General features: G+C 65.5%; 17 protein-coding genes and 1 tRNA gene. 14 read left to right on the plus strand and 4 right to left on the minus strand.

Going from position 1 to position 18,173, the window contains the following annotated elements; translation table 11 throughout:
• Window positions 1–200: 200 nt before the first annotated feature.
• Complete coding sequence (locus tag AB4Y31_RS09745) at window positions 201–578, minus strand: thioredoxin family protein (RefSeq protein WP_368673755.1); 378 nt, start codon at window positions 576–578, stop codon at window positions 201–203.
• Window positions 579–646: 68 nt separating this feature from the next.
• Complete coding sequence (dprA, locus tag AB4Y31_RS09750) at window positions 647–1,774, minus strand: DNA-processing protein DprA (protein WP_368674470.1); 1,128 nt, start codon at window positions 1,772–1,774, stop codon at window positions 647–649.
• Between the two features lie 296 nt (window positions 1,775–2,070).
• On the opposite strand from dprA, the gene def reads away from it, so the two are divergent.
• The 14 genes from def (at window position 2,071) to AB4Y31_RS09820 (ending at window position 14,420) form a co-directional block, all read left to right on the plus strand.
• Entirely contained in the window at window positions 2,071–2,574 is a 504-nt protein-coding gene (def, locus tag AB4Y31_RS09755; RefSeq protein ID WP_018441295.1) for a peptide deformylase, read from the plus strand.
• A 27-nt stretch (window positions 2,575–2,601) separates the two neighbouring features.
• Window positions 2,602–3,585, plus strand: coding sequence for a methionyl-tRNA formyltransferase (fmt, locus tag AB4Y31_RS09760; RefSeq protein WP_368673756.1), 984 nt, complete (start codon window positions 2,602–2,604; stop codon window positions 3,583–3,585).
• Between the two features lie 22 nt (window positions 3,586–3,607).
• A complete protein-coding gene (locus tag AB4Y31_RS09765) occupies window positions 3,608–4,255 on the plus strand; it encodes a LysE family translocator (protein ID WP_368673757.1) in 648 nt (215 codons plus the stop codon).
• 130 nt (window positions 4,256–4,385) lie between these two features.
• Window positions 4,386–5,243 (plus strand): zinc metalloprotease HtpX, encoded by an 858-nt coding sequence (gene htpX / locus AB4Y31_RS09770; RefSeq protein ID WP_018441291.1) that lies wholly within the window; start codon window positions 4,386–4,388, stop codon window positions 5,241–5,243.
• Between the two features lie 119 nt (window positions 5,244–5,362).
• Window positions 5,363–6,823 carry a 16S rRNA (cytosine(967)-C(5))-methyltransferase RsmB gene (gene rsmB / locus AB4Y31_RS09775; RefSeq protein ID WP_368673758.1) on the plus strand — a complete coding sequence of 487 codons (1,461 nt, stop codon included), beginning with the start codon at window positions 5,363–5,365 and terminating at the stop codon, window positions 6,821–6,823.
• Window positions 6,820–7,413, plus strand: a complete 594-nt coding sequence (locus AB4Y31_RS09780; protein WP_368673759.1) for a DUF4390 domain-containing protein — start codon at window positions 6,820–6,822, stop codon at window positions 7,411–7,413. The genes rsmB and AB4Y31_RS09780 overlap by 4 nt, the downstream gene beginning before the upstream one ends.
• Window positions 7,403–9,838 (plus strand): ATP-binding protein, encoded by a 2,436-nt coding sequence (locus AB4Y31_RS09785; RefSeq protein ID WP_368673760.1) that lies wholly within the window; start codon window positions 7,403–7,405, stop codon window positions 9,836–9,838. Before AB4Y31_RS09780 ends, AB4Y31_RS09785 begins: the two co-directional genes overlap by 11 nt.
• Window positions 9,839–10,531 carry a response regulator transcription factor EsaR gene (gene esaR / locus AB4Y31_RS09790; protein WP_018441287.1) on the plus strand — a complete coding sequence of 231 codons (693 nt, stop codon included), beginning with the start codon at window positions 9,839–9,841 and terminating at the stop codon, window positions 10,529–10,531.
• A gap of 59 nt (window positions 10,532–10,590) precedes the next feature.
• Window positions 10,591–10,666 (plus strand) — tRNA-Phe (locus tag AB4Y31_RS09795).
• A gap of 258 nt (window positions 10,667–10,924) precedes the next feature.
• Window positions 10,925–11,656, plus strand: coding sequence for a 7-cyano-7-deazaguanine synthase QueC (queC, locus tag AB4Y31_RS09800; RefSeq protein WP_368673761.1), 732 nt, complete (start codon window positions 10,925–10,927; stop codon window positions 11,654–11,656).
• A gap of 48 nt (window positions 11,657–11,704) precedes the next feature.
• The gene (gene queE, locus AB4Y31_RS09805) at window positions 11,705–12,337 is read left to right on the plus strand and encodes a 7-carboxy-7-deazaguanine synthase (protein ID WP_368673762.1); all 633 of its coding nucleotides are present in this window, start codon (window positions 11,705–11,707) and stop codon (window positions 12,335–12,337) included.
• 10 nt (window positions 12,338–12,347) lie between these two features.
• Window positions 12,348–12,794, plus strand: coding sequence for a 6-carboxytetrahydropterin synthase QueD (gene queD, locus AB4Y31_RS09810; RefSeq protein ID WP_368674471.1), 447 nt, complete (start codon window positions 12,348–12,350; stop codon window positions 12,792–12,794).
• Window positions 12,795–12,858: 64 nt separating this feature from the next.
• The gene (locus AB4Y31_RS09815; RefSeq protein WP_368673763.1) at window positions 12,859–13,641 is read left to right on the plus strand and encodes an HpcH/HpaI aldolase/citrate lyase family protein; all 783 of its coding nucleotides are present in this window, start codon (window positions 12,859–12,861) and stop codon (window positions 13,639–13,641) included.
• A complete protein-coding gene (locus AB4Y31_RS09820; protein ID WP_368673764.1) occupies window positions 13,638–14,420 on the plus strand; it encodes a tetratricopeptide repeat protein in 783 nt (260 codons plus the stop codon). Before AB4Y31_RS09815 ends, AB4Y31_RS09820 begins: the two co-directional genes overlap by 4 nt.
• Window positions 14,421–14,497: 77 nt before the next feature.
• Here AB4Y31_RS09820 and rodA read toward each other — a convergent pair whose 3' ends face one another.
• Window positions 14,498–15,649 (minus strand): rod shape-determining protein RodA, encoded by a 1,152-nt coding sequence (rodA, locus tag AB4Y31_RS09825; protein ID WP_368673765.1) that lies wholly within the window; start codon window positions 15,647–15,649, stop codon window positions 14,498–14,500.
• A 14-nt stretch (window positions 15,650–15,663) separates the two neighbouring features.
• Window positions 15,664–18,171 carry a penicillin-binding protein 2 gene (gene mrdA / locus AB4Y31_RS09830; protein WP_368673766.1) on the minus strand — a complete coding sequence of 836 codons (2,508 nt, stop codon included), beginning with the start codon at window positions 18,169–18,171 and terminating at the stop codon, window positions 15,664–15,666.
• Window positions 18,172–18,173 lie beyond the last annotated feature (2 nt).

An 18,173-nucleotide genomic window follows, 5' to 3' on the forward strand; every position in this document is an offset into this window, starting at 1 on the left:
TCATAACCCGTATAGTGGTTCCCTTCAACGACCGCTTTATAGCACACGGCGCGCGGATGGCGGCCTTCCATCCGAAAACGAGCGTCGTCGATGCATTATTTCGAGCGCCGTGGTAGCGACACAGATCAGCCATCCAGCATCGTCGGTGCCGCGATCGCCCGATTGCGCAATCGCGCTTTGGGGCACGCAAAGAAAAAGGGTCAGGCTGCGATGAGCGCCGGACGAAGCTTCGGGGCTCCGACGGCGCCGGGCAGGGCGGTCAGCTCCGAAAGCAGGCGTTCAGCGATCGAGACGTGCGGCAACACGGTGCCAAAAAAGCGCGTGGTTGTGGCGTCTTCGATGAGCAGGGTCGGAAAGTTTTCGACGTCGAGGTCTTCGAAGCGATCCGCATGCGTTTCGATGTCGATCCAGACGAAGCAAATCTCGGGATGGGCATCCGCAAGCCGGTCGAAATCGGCGCGATAGTCCCGACATGTACCGCACCACTCGGCGCACAGGCACGCGACGAGAAGCGTCTCGCCGTCATTCACGCGCTCGGCGATCCGGTCCGAATCGGTATCGAGGTTCAGCGCGGGCATCGAGGTATTCCTTGCAATGTTTTTGGCTCTTTGTCTCGTGTGACTCTAGCACGCCGTAGTCTTGTCGGTCAGCGCGCGGGCGGCACGGTTATCACGAATCGTCCGCCCGGCAGCACGCTCAGCCGTCCCGCCAGTTCGAGCTCGAGGAGCATGCCTTGGAGCGTCGCGCTGTCGATGTCGGTCCTCGCCGCGAGAATTTCAAGGGTCGCGGGTGCGTGGCCGAGCGCATCGAGCACGCGAGCCGTCCGGGCGTCGGGCCGTGGCGTCGCGCGTCTGCCCGCTCGTTGCTGCGCTGGCGCCGGCTCGATGCCGAGTTCCTCGAAGACGTCCTCCGGCGTCTCGGTCAGCTTCGCACCGTCTTTGATGAGCCGGTGGCAGCCGCGAGAAAGCGGCGAGTGGATCGATCCGGGCACCGCGAACACCTCGCGCCCCATTTCGTTGGCGAGCCGCGCCGTGATCAGCGATCCCGAGCGCAGCGCTGCCTCGACGATCAGGACGCCTCTCGCGAGCCCCGCGATCAGCCGATTGCGCCGTGGGAAATGCTCGCGCCGCGCTGGTGTGCCGAGCGGCCATTCCGAGACGATAGCGCCCCGCTCGGCAATCTCGGAGGCGAGCGCGCCATGCCGAGCCGGATAGACGATGTCGACGCCCGTGCCGACGACCGCGACGGTGCCGCCGTGTACATCGAGCGCGCCGCGGTGGGCGGCGCCATCGATGCCGAGCGCGAGTCCGGAGACGATCGTGAGCCCCGCGCTCGCGAGGGCGCTGGCGAAGTATTCGGCATCCTCGAGCCCCTGAGGCGTGGCGCCGCGACTGCCGACGATGGCCACTGCCGGCTCGTGCAGCAGTTCCAGCCGCCCTTTCACATAGAGCAGCGGCGGCGGATCGTGCATGGCCCGCAAGGCGGCCGGATAGGCCGCGTCGCGCAGGGAAACGAGCGCGTTGCCGGCCGCCCGGCACCAGGCGGCAACGCTTGCCACGATTTCATCGAGCATGGCCGAGGGCGGCGCAAGCACGGCACGTGCGGCGGGCTCGCCGGCCACCGCCGCGAGCGACTGGAACGGCTCGGAGCGTATCGCCTGCGGCGTGCCGAATGTGTCGATGAGCGCGCGTAGCGCGGCGTGCGTGAGCCCGCGCGCCCTGGCGAGCGTCAGCCACGCGGCCAACTCGTCGTCGGTCATGCGCGGCGCTTGCATGGGGCGTGGACTCGCCGCGCACGAAAGGGCGAGCTGCATGATAGAATTTTCATCATCCGAAATGATCTCCTGTGCAACGCGAGCGCCCGCCTGCCTTGGTTCGCAGGGGGCCGAGGCGCGCGGCCTCCGGCGTATCTTGGCCGTGCGATCGGGACCGGACAAGCTGGCCGAACGGCATATCGACGAGCGCGGGAATTCCGACCATCATCATTTGTATGCGAGCGCCTGCCGTCGTATCGGCTCATGCGCGAACGAACGTCGCGCGCGTTGCGCTCGGGAACGAGACTTTTTGAATCATGGCTTTGTTGAACATCCTCCATTACCCAGACAAGCGGCTGCACAAGGTCGCCAAACCCGTCGCGGTCGTCGACGAGCGCATCCGCAAACTCGTCGCCGACATGGCCGAGACGATGTACGCGGCGCCCGGCGTGGGACTCGCGGCGACGCAGGTGGACGTCCACGAGCGCGTCATCGTGATCGACGTATCCGAGACGCACGAGGAGCTGCGCGTCTTCATCAACCCCGAGATCGTCTGGTCGAGCGATGAGCGCAAGATTGCCGAAGAGGGCTGCCTCTCCGTGCCGGGCATTTATGACAACGTCGAGCGCGCCGAAAAGGTCCGCGTGCGCGCGTTGAACGAGCGCGGCGAGCCGTTCGAGCTCGATTGCGAAGGCTTGCTCGCGGTCTGCATCCAGCACGAAATGGATCACCTGTTGGGGCGCGTTTTCGTCGAATACCTGTCGCCGCTCAAGCAGTCGCGCATCAAGACGAAGATGAAAAAACTCGAGCACGCGATGTAACGCCCGCCTTCGGATACGCGCTTGCTCATGACACACCGATTACGCGTCGTTTTCGCCGGCACGCCCGAGTTCGCCGCGGCGGCCTTGGCCGAGATTCACGAGGCGGGCTTTGCCGTGCCGCTCGTGCTGACGCAGCCGGACCGGCCCGCCGGGCGCGGCATGAAGCTGCAGGCGAGCGCCGTCAAGCGCTACGCCGTCGAGCACGGGCTCGCGCTCGCGCAGCCCCCGTCGCTGCGCCGTGACGGCAAGTTCCCGGCCGAGGCCGCGGCCGCGATCGAAGAGCTGAAGGCGACGCCGCACGACGTGATGGTCGTAGCGGCCTATGGGCTGCTGCTTCCGCAGGAAGTGCTCGACATCCCCCCGCATGGCTGCATCAACATCCATGCTTCGCTTTTGCCGCGCTGGCGCGGCGCTGCCCCGATCCATCGAGCGATCGAGGCGGGCGACTTCGAAACGGGCATCACGATTATGCGGATGGACGCGGGACTCGACACGGGGCCGATGCTGAGCGTCGCGCGTACGCCGATCGAGCCGCGCGACACGACGGCGACGCTGCACGACAAGCTTGCCGCTCTCGGCGCCCGGCTGATCGTCGAAGCGCTCGTCGAGCTCGAGCGGAGCGGCAGGCTCGTTGCCACGCCCCAGCCTGACGTCGGCGTGACCTACGCCGAAAAGATCGGCAAGGAGGAAGCGGCGCTCGATTGGCGGCGGCCGGCCGAGGCGCTTGCCCGGCAAGTCCGCGCATTCGATCCGTTCCCCGGGGGCGCCGCCACGCTCGACGACGGCTCGCACCTGAAGATTTGGGCCGCCGAGCCCGTTGCCTCCGAGCGAAACGGTACCGAACCGGGTACGATCGTCGAGGTCGCGTCCGCCGGCGTCGTCGTCGCCTGCGGCGAAGGCGCCCTGCGACTCACGCAGTTGCAAAGGCCCGGCGGCAAGCGCCTGACGGTACGCGAGTTCCTCGCGGGCGTTCCGCTCGAGGCCGGCAGGCGGTTCGCGCTGCCGCACTAGTTTTGGCAAGGAGCACTGGCCTATGTTCGGCATCACCCATTTCCCGTTTTTCGTCGTCGCGGTTTTCCTCTTGAATGTGACGCCGGGGCCAGACACGGCATACATCGTTGGCCGCAGCGTCGCGCAAGGACGCGGGCCGGGGCTGATGTCGGCGCTCGGCATCTCGGCCGGCTGCTGCGTGCATACGCTCGCCTGCGCATTCGGCCTGACTGCGCTCATTGCCGCCTCGGCGGCTGCCTTCACGGTGGTCAAAATCGTCGGCGCCATTTATCTGATGTATCTTGGCGTGCGGCTCATTTTCACCGGTCCTTCAAAGAAGGGCGCGGATGCCGCACGACAACCCAGCGCGCCCGCCGCACCGAAGCCGCTGAGGCAGCTTTTCGTCCAAGGCTTCTGGACCAACGTGCTGAACCCGAAGGTAGTCTTGTTCTTCGTCTCCTTTTTCCCGCAGTTCGTCGCGGCCGAAAGCGAACACAAGACCCTCGCGTTCCTGATGCTCGGCGCCGTCTTCATCGCGATGAGCACGGTCTGGAACAGCTTCGTGGCCTGGATTGCCGGCAGCGTGACGCAGCGTCTCGGCGGCAAGCCCGGCGTCAAGAAGTGGCTCGACCGCGTCGTAGGCAGCGCATTTGTCGGCCTGGGACTGAAACTCGCCACGGCGCAACATTGAACATTGAATTTTTCTGCTCCGCCACAACCTAACGAATCGCTTACAATCGATCGCTGCGTATGGCGACGCGGCGCGCTTTCCGCGCGCCGGCAACGAAGCCCTTGGTGAGAAGAAAGGAAAAGGAGTCCACATGTTCAACTGGGTCAAAACCGCGATGCTGATGGCGGCGATCACGGCCCTTTTTGTCGTGATCGGTGGGATGATCGGCGGTTCGCGCGGCATGGTCTTCGCGCTGGTCATTGCGTTTGCGATGAATTTCTTTTCGTACTGGTTCTCGGACAAGATGGTCCTGCGCATGTACAACGCTCAGGAAGTCGACGAGGCCGCGGCGCCGCAGTTCTACAGGATGGTTCGTGAGCTTGCGACACGCGCCGAACTGCCGATGCCGCGCGTCTATCTGATCAACGAAGATGCGCCGAATGCTTTCGCAACGGGACGCAATCCCGAGCACGCGGCCGTCGCCGCGACGACGGGCATCTTGCGCATCCTGTCCGAGCGGGAGATGCGCGGCGTGATGGCGCACGAGCTCTCGCACGTGAAGCACCGCGACATCCTGATCTCGACGATTTCGGCGACGATGGCCGGCGCGATCTCCGCGCTTGCCAATTTCGCGATGTTCTTCGGCGGGCGCGACGAGGAAGGGCGTCCCGCCAATCCGATCGCGGGCATTGCCGTGGCGTTGCTCGCACCGATCGCGGCGGCGATGATCCAGATGGCAATTTCGCGCTCGCGCGAGTTCGAGGCCGATCGCGGCGGCGCACGGCTGTCCGGCGATCCTCAGGCGCTCGCGTCGGCGCTCGACAAGATCCACCGGTACGCCTCGGGCATCCCGTTCCCGGCGGCCGAAGCCCATCCCACCACGGCGCAAATGATGATTCTGAATCCGCTCTCGGGCGGCGGTATCGCGAATCTCTTCTCCACGCACCCGTCCACGGAGGAGCGCATTGCGCGCCTGATGGAAATGGCTCGTACGGGACGTTACGACTGAGCGCAAACGGGGCGGCCGTGCGCGCCCCGTCATGGTATCGGGCTCTCCGACGAGAGCGGCTACAATGTCGCGTTTGTTCTACGCGATGCCCTGAGCGGCATGCCGGTTCGTCTCTTCCCATGACCCGATCTTCGTCGCCGCGCCGTCACGCCGCTAAGCCTGCAACCGAGCGCGGCTCCCATCTCTCGGCACTGCATCTCGCGCCCGATTCGCTCGGTTTCGCACTCGATGCGGCGGCACAAGCAGTGGGCGCGGTGCGCGGGGGCACGGCGTTGCCCGCGGCGCTCGCCGCCGTCCACGCACAAAGCCCGGCCGCCGCGGTCGCGCTCTCGCGGGGGGCGGTGCAGGATATCGCTTATCGGACGCTGCGCCGCCTCGGCACGGCGGATTGGCTGATAGCGCGGCTCGTTCGCAAGCCGCCGCCCACTCATGTCGCCAGCCTGCTTGCCTGTGCGCTGGCTTTGCTTGCCGACGAGGAAGACGGCCCAATGGCCGGAGCCGAGAGCCGTTCGGCCTATCCGCCCTATACCGTCGTGGATCAAGCCGTCAGCGCGATTGGTGCGCGGCGCGAGCTGGTCTTCGCCAAGGGACTTGTCAACGCGGTGCTGCGCAACTTCTTGCGCGAGCGCGCTTCGCTACTCGGCGAGGCCGCGACTGATGCCGTCGCGCGATGGAATTATCCGCGCTGGTGGCTCGACGCGGTGGCGCGCGCGTGGCCCGAGCGTTGGCAGCAAATTCTCGACATCGGCAATCGGCCTGGTCCGCTCACGCTGCGCGTCAATGCTCGACGCGCGACAGTCGGGGCCTATGAGCAGACGCTGCGCGAAGCGGGAATCGAGGCGCTCGCAATCGGCACGCATGCGCTGCGGCTTGCGGCGCCGATGCCGGTCGAGCGAATTCCAGGCTTCGCGGAAGGCGTCGTATCGGTGCAGGACGCCGGGGCGCAGCTCGCGGCCGAATGGCTCGGCGCGCGCGACGGCATGCGCGTGCTCGATGCCTGCGCGGCACCGGGCGGAAAGACCTGCCACGTCCTCGAGCTTGCCGACGTGAGACTCGTCGCGCTCGAGAGCGATGCCGAGCGGGCCGTGCGCATCGGCGAAAATCTGCAGCGTCTCGGGCTCGCGGCCGAAGTGCGCATCGGCGATGCGGGCGCGCCCGAGACGTGGCACGACGGTGCCGCGTTCGATCGCGTTCTTGCCGACGTGCCTTGTTCGGCGTCCGGCATCGTTCGCCGTCATCCGGACATCCGCTGGCTGCGCCGGCCCGCCGACATCGCGGCGCTCGCGCGCGAGCAGCAACGTATCGTCGATGCGCTTTGGCCGCTCGTCGCGCCTGGAGGGGAGCTGCTTTACGTCACGTGTTCGATCTTTCCCGAGGAGGGCGAGGAGCAGGCCGCGCGGTTTGAACGCGTGCATCAAGATGCGGTACGATTGGACGCGCCGGGGCAGCTGGCGCCGGTCTCGGCCAGCGCGGCGAACGCACTGGCGGCGTCCACGACAGCCGGCATGCGCGCCGCTGAGCGCACCGGGTCCGACATCGACCACGACGGTTTTTTCTACGCGCGCTTTCAGAAACGGTGACGATCAGCAAACGCTTTTTCCCGCTTCGGCTCGTGGCCGTGCTCTGGATAGGGCTGACCCTTTGCCTCGCCGCGGCGGCGCCGGCGCATGCCGATCCGATTGCCGTCCAGCGCGCGTCGCTGCAGGCCGACGGTTCGGGCTGGAGCCTCGATGCTCGCTTCGAGTTCGAGCTGAACAGCAGCCTCGTCGAGGCGGTCAATCGGGGCGTGCCGCTCTATTTCACGACCGACTTCGAGTTGACGCGCGCGCGCTGGTATTGGTTCGACGAGCAGCCGGTGTCGATCTCCCAGACGTGGCGTCTTTCGTTTCAGCCGCTCACACGCGAGTACCGTGTCACGAGTGGCGGTCTGCAGCTCGGTTTCGGCTCGCTCGACGACGCCCTTGCGGTCATCAAGCACGTGACCTCCTGGCACGTGATCGACCGCACGCAGGTGCGGGCGGGCGAAACGTACACGGCATCGGTACGGATGGCGCTCGATACGGCGCTGATGCCGAAGCCGTTTCAGGTCGACGCGGTGAACAACCGCGATTGGTCGCTTGCTTCCGATTGGAAGCGCTTTACGTTTACGGTGGCCGAACATGCTAAGTAAGGCGCAGGTGCGTCGAGCCGCTGACGCCAAGAGCATCGTGCTGCGCGTGCTCGTCTCGACGGTCGCGGTGACGGCGCTCTTGCTGCTCTTGCTGCTGGCCGCCGCGAGCGCGAACACCGAGTTCTTCGATCGCTACTACTCGTGGCTCTACGCAGCGAACATCGCCGTTGCGCTCGTTTTCCTGCTCGTCGTCGTCGCGCTTTGCGTGATGATTCTGGTGCGCTTGCGCAAGGGCAAATTCGGCACGCGGCTGCTTGCGAAGCTCGCTATCTTTTTCGCGCTCGTCGGCGTCGTGCCGGGTGCCATCATCTATGTCGTCTCGTATCAATTCGTCTCGCGCAGCATCGAGTCGTGGTTCGACGTGAACGTCGAGACGGCGCTCACGTCGGGTCTTAATCTTGGCCGCGGCATGCTCGACGCGACGCTCTCGGATCTGCAGACGAAGGCACGTCTGATGTCCGAGCAGCTCGCGAGCGCCGGTCCGGCCAACACGACGATCACGCTGCTGCGGTTGCGCGACCAGTTCGGCGTTCAGGAGGCGATGGTCCTCGAATCGGTGAGCGGCGGCGTGTCGGGTGCAGCGCCGGGGCTGCATGTCGTCGCGCAGGCGTCGGGCGGCAACATCGCGTCGCTCGTGCCGGACGATATGCCGACAGCGCTGATGATCGACCAGGCTCGTAGGCGCGGTTTCGCGGCGGTCGAGGGCGAAGTCGACGACGATTCGCATGCGAAAGGCTCCAAGGGTGCGCTGCGCTTGCGCGTCGTCGAGCGCATTCCGGATGCCAGTACGTCGCTGTTGCAGCCGGCCGAGCGCTACTTGCAACTGACGCAACCCGTATCGCCCTCGCTTGCGCGCAATGCCGACGCGGTACAACGCGCCTATCGTGAATATCAGGAGAAGGCGCTGGGCCGCACGGGGCTGCGCAAGATGTACATCGGGACGCTGACGCTCGCCCTCTTTCTCGCGACGTTCATCGCGATGATGCTTGCGCTCGCGCTCGGCAATCAGCTCGCCCGGCCGCTTTTCCTGCTGGCGCAGGGAACGAAGGAAGTCGCCGAGGGCGACTACACGCCCAAGCGCGAGATCAAGACGCGCGATGAGCTCGGCTTTCTGACCCAGTCGTTCAATGCGATGACGCGCCAGCTCTCGGAGGCGCGCGCGGCCGTGGAGCGAAACCGTATCGCGCTCGAGCACTCGAAGGCTTACCTCGAGAGCATCCTCGCGAATCTGACGGCGGGCGTGTTCGTGCTCGACCGGCAGTTCCGTCTCACCACGGCCAATCGCGGCGCCGAGCGCATCTTCCGGCAACCGTTCCAGTCGATGCTCGGCGCTTCGCTCGAGCGCATCGGCGTCATGGCGGAATTCGCGGCGATGGTCCGCAAGGCGTTCGCGGATCGCGACGCGGCGAGCACGGGCGGCCCGGACGACGGTCACTGGCAGCAGCAATTCGCCGTACCGGTGGCCGGTGAAACGGAGCCGATCACGCTGCTCGTGCGTGGCTCGCGGCTCGTTGCGAGTCTCGAGGGCGGCCTCGACGCGGAATCCGACGAAGCGCAAACGACGGGCTACGTGATCGTGTTCGACGACATCTCCGACGTGATCTCGGCGCAGCGCTCCGCTGCATGGGGAGAAGTAGCGCGGCGGCTCGCCCATGAGATCAAGAACCCACTCACGCCGATTCAGCTCTCGGCCGAGCGATTGCAGATGAAGCTCGCGGACAAGCTGACACCGCCCGATGCTGACGTGCTCAAGCGTGGCGCGACGACAATCGTGAACCAGGTGGCCGCGATGAAGCGAATGGTGGACGATTTTCGCGAGTACGCGCGCACGCCCCCGGCCGTGCTGGCGAACTTGCAGCTGAACGAACTCGTGACCGAAGTCCTTTCGCTTTATGGCATCGAGGAAGGCAAGAGCCCGATCGTCGTCGATCTGCACACGTTGCCGGTCATCAAAGGCGACGCGACGCAGTTGCGCCAGGTCATTCACAATCTGCTGCAAAATGCGCAGGATGCGGTCGCCGACGTCGAAAATCCACGTGTCGTGCTCGAGACCAAGACAGTAGAATATGGCGATCCCGACGCCCAAGGCAAAGTGCGCGTCGCGGTTCGCCTGACGGTCTCGGACAACGGACCGGGCTTTCCCGCCCGCATTCTCACACGCGCATTCGAACCTTATGTGACGACGAAGGCCAAAGGGACGGGGCTCGGGCTTGCCACGGTGAAGAAGATCGTCGACGAGCACGGCGCTCGCATCGACATCCGCAATCGCGTCAAGTCGGGCGAGACCGTCGAGGGTGCGCAGATTTCGATTTTGTTCCTGGAGATGGCGGACGACGGCGCGCCGCCCGCGGCAGGGCATGCGGCAACGCGCGGGGGCGCCACGCCGGGAACGACAAAAGCAATAGCGCAGACAAGGGCAGCATAAATGGCAACCATCCTGGTGGTAGACGACGAAATGGGTATTCGAGAGTTGCTCTCGGAAATCCTGAGCGACGAGGGACATGCCGTGGAAGTGGCGGAAAACGCGCAGCAGGCGCGGGATTACCGCTTGCGCCAAGCGCCCGACCTTGTGTTGCTCGACATCTGGATGCCCGATACGGACGGCGTGACGCTGCTCAAGGAGTGGGCGGCGCAGGGGCAATTGACGATGCCCGTCATCATGATGTCGGGACATGCGACGATCGATACGGCCGTCGAAGCGACGAAAATCGGCGCGCTCAACTTTCTGGAAAAACCGATCGCGTTGCAGAAGTTGTTGAAGGCGGTCGAGCAAGGGCTGGCGCGTGGCACCGCGCTGCCGGCCGTAGGCGGCGTCGCCGCGGCGAAGTCGACCGTGCCCGCCAACGCGACGACGGTCGCCGCGGCCGTTGCGCTGCCCGGCCTCACTGCCGACAATGCGTCGGCGGGCGCCGTCGCCGCGCAGGCGGCCTCGATTTCATTCGATATCCCGCTGCGCGACGCGCGCGACGCGTTCGAGCGCGCCTACTTCGAGTACCATCTCGCGCGCGAGAACGGGAGCATGACGCGCGTGGCCGAAAAGACGGGCCTCGAGCGCACCCACCTTTATCGAAAGCTCAAGCAACTCGGCGTCGACCTCGGCAAGAACAAAGGGGAATGACGAGGCGTCAAAAGCGCTTGAGGAGCCATGAAGACCTTGCTATAATCTCGCTTCTTCGTGGCCCGGTAGCTCAGTTGGTAGAGCAGCGGATTGAAAATCCGCGTGTCGGTGGTTCGATTCCGCCCCAGGCCACCAGCGGTACATAACCCCAAGAATCGCAAGGTTCTTGGGGTTTTCTTCATTGCTTCGGGATCGTCGCCGAGGCGCATCGGCACGCGTCGAGCGTGCGGGCAAGCGCAATGTTGCCGGTCCGACCCGCGGTATAAGGAACGGAACGCCTGGCTTCGGAAGGTGAGGCCTATACTGGGGAAGCCGAAGGCGTATCGGCGCGGCGCGCGATATGCCGCGCAATCTCTGCGGTTCCTTTTCATTACGCGTCACGGAGTGTTCACGGTGATTGAGAGAGACGCTAAGACAGGCGCGCTCGTGTTGTTTTCGGGCGGCCAGGATTCGGCCACGTGTCTGGCATGGGCGCTCGATCGCTACGAGACCGTAGAAACGATCGGCTTCGATTATGGCCAGCGCCATCGCGTCGAGCTCGACTGCCGCGAGGGTATCCGTGAAAGGCTCGCCCGAGACTTCCCCGCGTGGGCCGGCCGGCTCGGCGACGATCATCTGATCGATCTCTCCGTGCTCGGCTCGATCAGCGATACCGCCATGACGCGAGAGATCGAGATCGAGACTGCCGCGAGCGGGTTGCCGAATACGTTCGTGCCGGGCCGCAACCTGATGTTCATGACGATCGCCGCCGCGGTGGCTTATCGGCGCGGTCTGCGCGTGCTCGTCGGCGGAATGTGCGAGACTGACTTTTCGGGTTACCCGGATTGTCGCGACGACACGATGAAGGCGCTGCAGGTCACGCTCAATCTCGGGATGGCGAGCCGCCAGATCATCGAAACGCCGCTGATGTGGCTCGACAAGGCCGACACGTGGCGGCTTGCCGATTCGATCGGCGGGCAGGCGCTCGTGGAGTTGATTCGGGTCGAAACTCACACGTGCTACGTCGGCGAGCGCGCGGAGCTGCACGACTGGGGTTTCGGCTGCGGCGAATGCCCGGCGTGCCGGCTGCGCAAGCGCGGCTACGAGGCCTATCTGACCGGCGAGAAGGTGACCCAGCCCGCGTGAGCCGGGCGCACCGCGCGTCGCCGCGAGCATGGACGGAAAAAAGGCAACATGACATACGCAGTCAAGGAAGTCTTCTACACGCTGCAGGGCGAAGGCGCGAATGCAGGGCGCCCCGCCGTCTTCTGCCGCTTCGCCGGATGCAATCTCTGGTCCGGGCGCGAAGAGGACCGCGAGAGCGCCGTGTGCCGCTTTTGCGATACGGACTTCGTCGGCACGGACGGCGAAAACGGTGGCAAGTATCGCGATGCCGCCGCGCTCGTCGACAAGATCGCCTCGCTCTGGCCGACGGGCGAGGACTATCGTTTCGTCGTCTGCACGGGCGGGGAGCCGATGCTGCAGCTCGACGCGCTGCTCATCGATGCGCTGCATGCGGCCGGCTTCGAGGTGGCGATCGAGACGAACGGCTCTCTGCCGGTGCTCGAATCGATCGATTGGGTTTGCGTGAGCCCGAAGGCCGATGCGCCGCTCGTCGTCACGAAGGGCAACGAGTTGAAGGTCGTCATTCCGCAGGACAATCAGCGTCTCGCCGAATACGCGGCGCTCGATTTCGATCACTTCCTCGTGCAGCCGATGGACGGCCCGTCGCGCGACCTCAACACGCGGCTTGCGATCGACTGGTGCAAGCGTCATCCGAAGTGGCGCTTGTCGATGCAAACGCACAAGTACCTCAATATTCCCTGACTTTGCCGTGCTGACGATTACTCGAAAACTCGAATTCGATGCGGGCCACCGCATTCCCGATCACCGCAGCCAGTGCCGCAATTTGCACGGGCATCGCTATGTGCTCGAAATCACGCTGCAAGGCGACGTGATCGAGACGGAGGGCGCGCCCGATCGCGGCATGGTGATGGATTTCGCCGACGTGAAATCGCTCGCGATGGAGCATCTCGTGAGCCGTTGGGACCACGCATTCCTCGTCTATGAAGGCGACGAGCGCGTGCGCGATTTTCTCCAGTCGATGCCCGATCACAAGACCGTCGTGCTCGAGCGCGTACCCACCGTCGAAAATCTCGCGGCGATCGCTTTCGAGACGCTTTCTCACGTCTATGACGCGCATTATGGCGTCAATCTTCGCCTCACTCGCGTGCGGCTTTTCGAAACGCCGAACTGCTGGGCCGATTTCGCCCGCGACGCATGACGGCGTCGGGCGGCCGCGTTATTGTCACGGTATGATCGGTGGCGTTCAAGGGAGGAAGCGGCCGATGAGCGCATTCACGAATCCCCTCAAAGAGCGCCTGAAGGAAGCCGAGCCTCTCTATGGGCTTTGGCTGTCGCTCGGCAGCCCCGACGCGGCCGAGGCGCTCGCGCATACCGGGTTCGACTGGCTCTGCATCGATATGGAGCACGCGCCCAACGATTCGGCCGACGTCACGGCCCAGTTGCGGGCCATCGCGGCAGCCCATATGCCGACCGAGCCCGTCGTGCGCGTGCCGGCGGACGAGCCATGGCTCGTCAAGCGCGTCCTCGATGCGGGCGCGCGGACGCTGATGTTCCCCAATATCGAATCGGCCGAAGCCGCGGCACGCGTTGTGCGTCTTACGCGGTATCCCGGCGCGGGTTCGCCCGATGGTCTGCGCGGCGTGGCGGGGGTCGTCCGGGCGTCCGCGTTCGGTGCGCGGCGCGACTATCTGCAGAGCGCCAACACGCAAATCGCGACGATCGTGCAGATCGAATCGGCACGCGCACTCGAAGAGGTCGAGCGGATCGCCGCGACGCCGGGCGTCGATTGCCTGTTCGTCGGGCCTGCCGATCTCGCCGCGAGCCTCGGCCATCTCGGCGATACGAAGCATCCGGACGTGCTGGCCGCGCTCGCTCGCGTGGCCGCGGCGGCTAAGCAGGCCGCGGTGGCGGCGGGCATTTTCGCGCTCGACCCGGCGAGCGCCCGGCAATACCGCGAGGCGGGCTTTCAGTTCATCTCGCTCGCCGCCGACGTGCTGTGGCTCGTGCGCGCCGCGCGCAGCGCGTTGCAGGAGGTACGGACATGAGGAAAGAGATGCTGGCCGCGTGGGCGCGTTCGGCGCTCCCGGCAGTTTCCGCGCTCGCGCTGACCCTCGGCGGGCTCGTGCACGGCGGAGCCGCGCTTGCCGATGAGGCGCCGCTCGCGCAAGCGAAATCGCCGCAAGCGAAGCCGGCCGGCCCCGCTCCCGCGGAGAGCGACCCCGAGACGCAGTCGGCAGTCGCGGACTACAACGCCGGCAACTTCGGCTCGGCGCTCAAGGAGTTCCACGATGCGGCCGAGCGCGGCAATCGGCTCGCGCAGTTCAACTACGCGATGATGCTGCTCAACGGCGAGGGGACGCCGACGAACGTCGACGAAGCGCGCCGATGGCTGCGCAAAGCGGCGGACGCCAACATGTCGCACGCGCAGTACATCTACGGCCGCATGTACGACGACGGCGAGTTCGTTTCGCGCGACCCTGCCGAAGCACACCGGTGGTTCCTGAAAGCCGCGCAGCAGGGCCACGTGCAGGCCGAGCTCGCGCTCGCGAACCAGTTTCTCGACGGACGCGGCACCGCGCGCGACAACAAGCAGGCGTTCTACTGGTACAAGAAGGCGGCCGAAGGCGGCGACATGACGGCTCAATACGTGACGGGCTCTTTCTATGAGCGAGGCGGTGACGGCGTCACGCGCAACATCAACGTCGCACGCGCTTACTACGCGGCCGCGGCCGCGCAGGGCGATCCGGCGGCGCGCCTCAAGTTTCAACAGCTCTCAAGCGAGTTGAAGCGCGAAGCGCAAGGGCAGCAGCCGAAGCCGCAGTAGCCGCGAGCCGCTCGGAGCCGGTTGACACACGCAGCCACGGAGGCGTGCGCTCTGCCCGCACGCGGCGTGTCGAAGCTTTACGACTTCATGAGCCGCTTGTGCCGGCCGACGCTCATGATGAGGCCGATCGCGACGCCGAGCGTCGTCAGCGCCGTACCGCCATAGCTCATGAACGGCAGCGGCACGCCGACGACGGGCAGGACTCCGCTCACCATCCCGACGTTGACGAACGCATAGGTGAAGAACGCCATCGTCAGCGAGCCGGCCAAGAGGCGCGCGAACTGCGTCGCGCCGTTCGCCGCGATAAAGAGCCCGCGCGCGATCAGCGCAGAGTAGAGCAGCAGCAGCACGAGCTCGCCGGCGAGCCCGAACTCCTCGGAGAACACCGCGAAAATGAAGTCGGTGTGCTTTTCGGGGATGAAATCGAGATGCGCCTGCGTCCCCTTCAACCAGCCTTTGCCGAGCGGTCCGCCCGAGCCGATTGCGATGACGGCCTGGATCGTGTGAAATCCCTTGCCGAGCGGATCGGAGGTGGGATCGAGCAGCGTACAGATACGGTGCTTCTGGTAGTCGTGCATGAGCGGCCATTGCACCTGCGGCTGGCAGATTTTGTCCTGGAACGCGGCGATCGAGGCCACCGCGATGACGACGGCGATGAGCACGGGCGCAATGATCTTGAAAGAAAGGCCCGCGAAGTAGATGACGAAAAGACCGGCGGCGAAGACGAGCATGGCCGTCCCGAGATCGGGCTGCTTCGCGATGAGGCCAACGGGCACGAGCAGTATGACGAAGCCGACGATGAAGTCCCACCAGCGCAGCCCCGCTTCGCGCTTCTGGTAGTACCAGGCCAGCATCATCGGCGTGGCGATCTTGAGAATCTCGGACGGCTGAATCACGACGCCGACATTGATCCAGCGCTTGGCCCCCTTTTTCGTGATGCCGAAGAGCGCGACGCCGACGAGCAGCGCTATGCCGAACGTATAGAGCGGCACGGCGAAGCGCATCAGCGTGGTGGGCGGCACGGTCGCGAGCCCCCACATCAGGACGAACGTCAGCACGATGTTGCGCATCTGGTCTTCCACGCGGCCCGGCACGTCGAGGCTCGCGCTGTAGAGCGTGACGAGCCCGACGCAGAGCAGCAGGAAGACGATCAGCGCCAGCGGGCGATCGAAGCCCACGAAGAGCTTCTTGACTCGTTCGAGCCAGACGCGCTTGTCGTCGGAATTCATGTTCCCCTCGTCCCTTATTGGTGTGCGGCGGCCGATGTACCCGACGCGGCGCCGCGAGGCTCGCTCGCGGGCCCTAAAGCGCCGCCCTGGGCGGATCCGGGCGGACGCGGTGCCGGCGCATGATGCCTCAGCTTGGCGGCGAGCGCGGCCGATGCGGCCGCGCTGAGGCCCGGCAGCGATGCCGTAGAGCGCGACCTCGTCGCGCTGGCCGACGAGCCCATGCCGGCGTCGGGATCGGCGGCCGGGAATAGATCGGCGACCGAGCCCGATGCGCCGGATGCCGCCAGGGCTGGAGCCGCGGAGGTGAACGTGTCGGAAGCGGGCATCAATCCCGAAGCGACGATCGCGGCTTCGGCCGCCGATGCGGCGGGCGGCACGGAAGCCGGTACATCGGGCAGAGGCAGTGCTTTGAAGCCGGCCGCTACTTTGATCGGGAGCGATTGATCGGCATGCGGCTCCGAATTGCCGGCGCTCACCGCTACGCTGGCGCTGGCGCTGGCGCCAGAGCCGGCCTCGGCCGGCTGCGCGACTTGCCCCGCCCCGGACACAACGGCGGCTTCGGAGGCGGCCGTCGCCGATGCCGCGGCGGCGGCCGCCGCGACCTCCTGCGCGAGCACGCCCGGCTTATTGCGCTGGAGCAGGTAGTAATCGAGCACGCTCTTTGCGATCGGCGCCGCGACGCTGGCTCCCCAGCCGCCGTTCTCGACGATCAACGCGACGGCGATCTGCGGATGGTCGGCCGGCGCGAATGCGATGAAAAGCGAGTGATCGCGCAAGTGTTCCGCGAGGGCGCCGCCATGATACTTCTGGCCTTGCAGCGAGAACACCTGCGCCGTGCCCGTCTTGCCCCCGACGCTATAGGCTGCGTTGCGGAACACTTGATAGGCTGTACCGGACGGGTTGCTCGTCACCTCGGTCATCGCTTTCTTGACGAGATCGATCTCGTCTTGCGTGACGAGCGGAATGCGTCCGCTCTCGTGCGGTACGGTGAGCCTCGTCTGATGCGAGATCGGATTCTCGATTTCCTTCACGAGGTGCGGCCGCATGACGACGCCGTCGTTCGCGAGCGTCGCTACCGCGTGCGCCATCTGCAGCATCGTGAACGAGTTGTAGCCTTGGCCGATGCCGAGGCTGATCGTTTCGCCCTCGTACCAGCGCTGTTGCTCAGGCTTGCGATAGGCATGCTTCTTCCAGTCGGTGGACGGCAGAATCCCACGCGCCTCGCCTGCGATGTCGATGCCCGTGATCTGGCCAAAGCCCCATGGCTTCATGAAATTGGCGATCGCATTGACGCCGAGATCGTGCGCCAGCATATAGAAGTAGGTGTCGTTCGACACCATGATCGCGCGGTCCAGATCGATCCACCCCTGGCCCTGCGGCACGTCGTTGCGGAACGTATGGCCGCCGAACGTATAAAACCCGGGATCGTGAAAGCCCCACTCGGGCGTGCGCTTCTTCAGCGCCAGCGCGGCGAGCGCCATGAACGGCTTGTAGGTGGAGCCGGGCGGATAGGCGCTATGGAGCGGGCGATTGAGCAGCGGGTGATCGGGCGAATTGTTGAGCGCGTCCCAGTTCTGCTGATCGATGCCGTCGACGAATGCGTTCGGGTCGAAGCTCGGCGCCGAGACGAAGGCGAGTACGTCGCCCGTCGATGGCTCGATCGCGACGAGGGCGCCCCGGCGTCCCGCGAACGCCTGCTCGGCGACTTCCTGCAAGCCGATGTCGATCGAAAGCACGAGGTTGTTGCCCGGTGTCGCCTGCGTGCGCGAGAGCGTGCGCACCGGCCGGCCGCCCGCCGTGACTTCGACCTCCTCGAAGCCGGTGAGGCCGTGAAGCTCGGTTTCGTAGCTTTGCTCGACGCCGATCTTGCCCATGTAATCGGTGCCCTTGTAATTGTTTGCGTCGAGCCGCGGATCATAGTGATCGGGGTCGCTGTCGTTCTGCTCGCTCGCTGCGTCGATGCGCTCCTGGTCCCGTTGCGAGATGCGTCCGATGTAGCCGATCACATGAGCGGCCGTCGGCCCGAGCGGATAATTGCGGAAGAGCCGCGCGCGCACGTCGACGCCCGGAAAACGGAAACGCTGCGCCGTGAAGCGCGCGACCTCCTCGTCGGAGAGCCGAGTGCGAATGGGCAGGCTCTCGAAGTTCTTCGAGTCCTCGAGCAGCTTCTTGAAGCGCCGCCGGTCGACCGCATCGATATTGACGACCGTGGCCAGCTTGTTGATGACGTTCTCCAGCGTGTCGTCGAGCTTCGACGGCGTGATCTCGAGCGTGTAGGCCGAATAGTTGCGGGCCAGCACCACGCCGTTGCGATCCGTGATGATGCCGCGGTTCGGCACGATCGGCGCGACCGAGATGCGGTTTTCGTCGGCCTGCAGCGAGTACTTGCTGTAATGCCAGACCTGCAGAAAGAGAAAGCGCAGCACGAGCAGGCCGAAGCAGACGAGCACGAAGAATCCCGCCGCCGCCACGCGCACGCGAAACTGCCATACCTGCTGCTGAGTGTTCTTGAATTCGGTCATGC

The sequence above is a fragment of the Trinickia sp. EG282A genome (assembly GCF_040965455.1).
Classification (GTDB): Bacteria; Pseudomonadota; Gammaproteobacteria; order Burkholderiales; family Burkholderiaceae; genus Trinickia; species Trinickia symbiotica.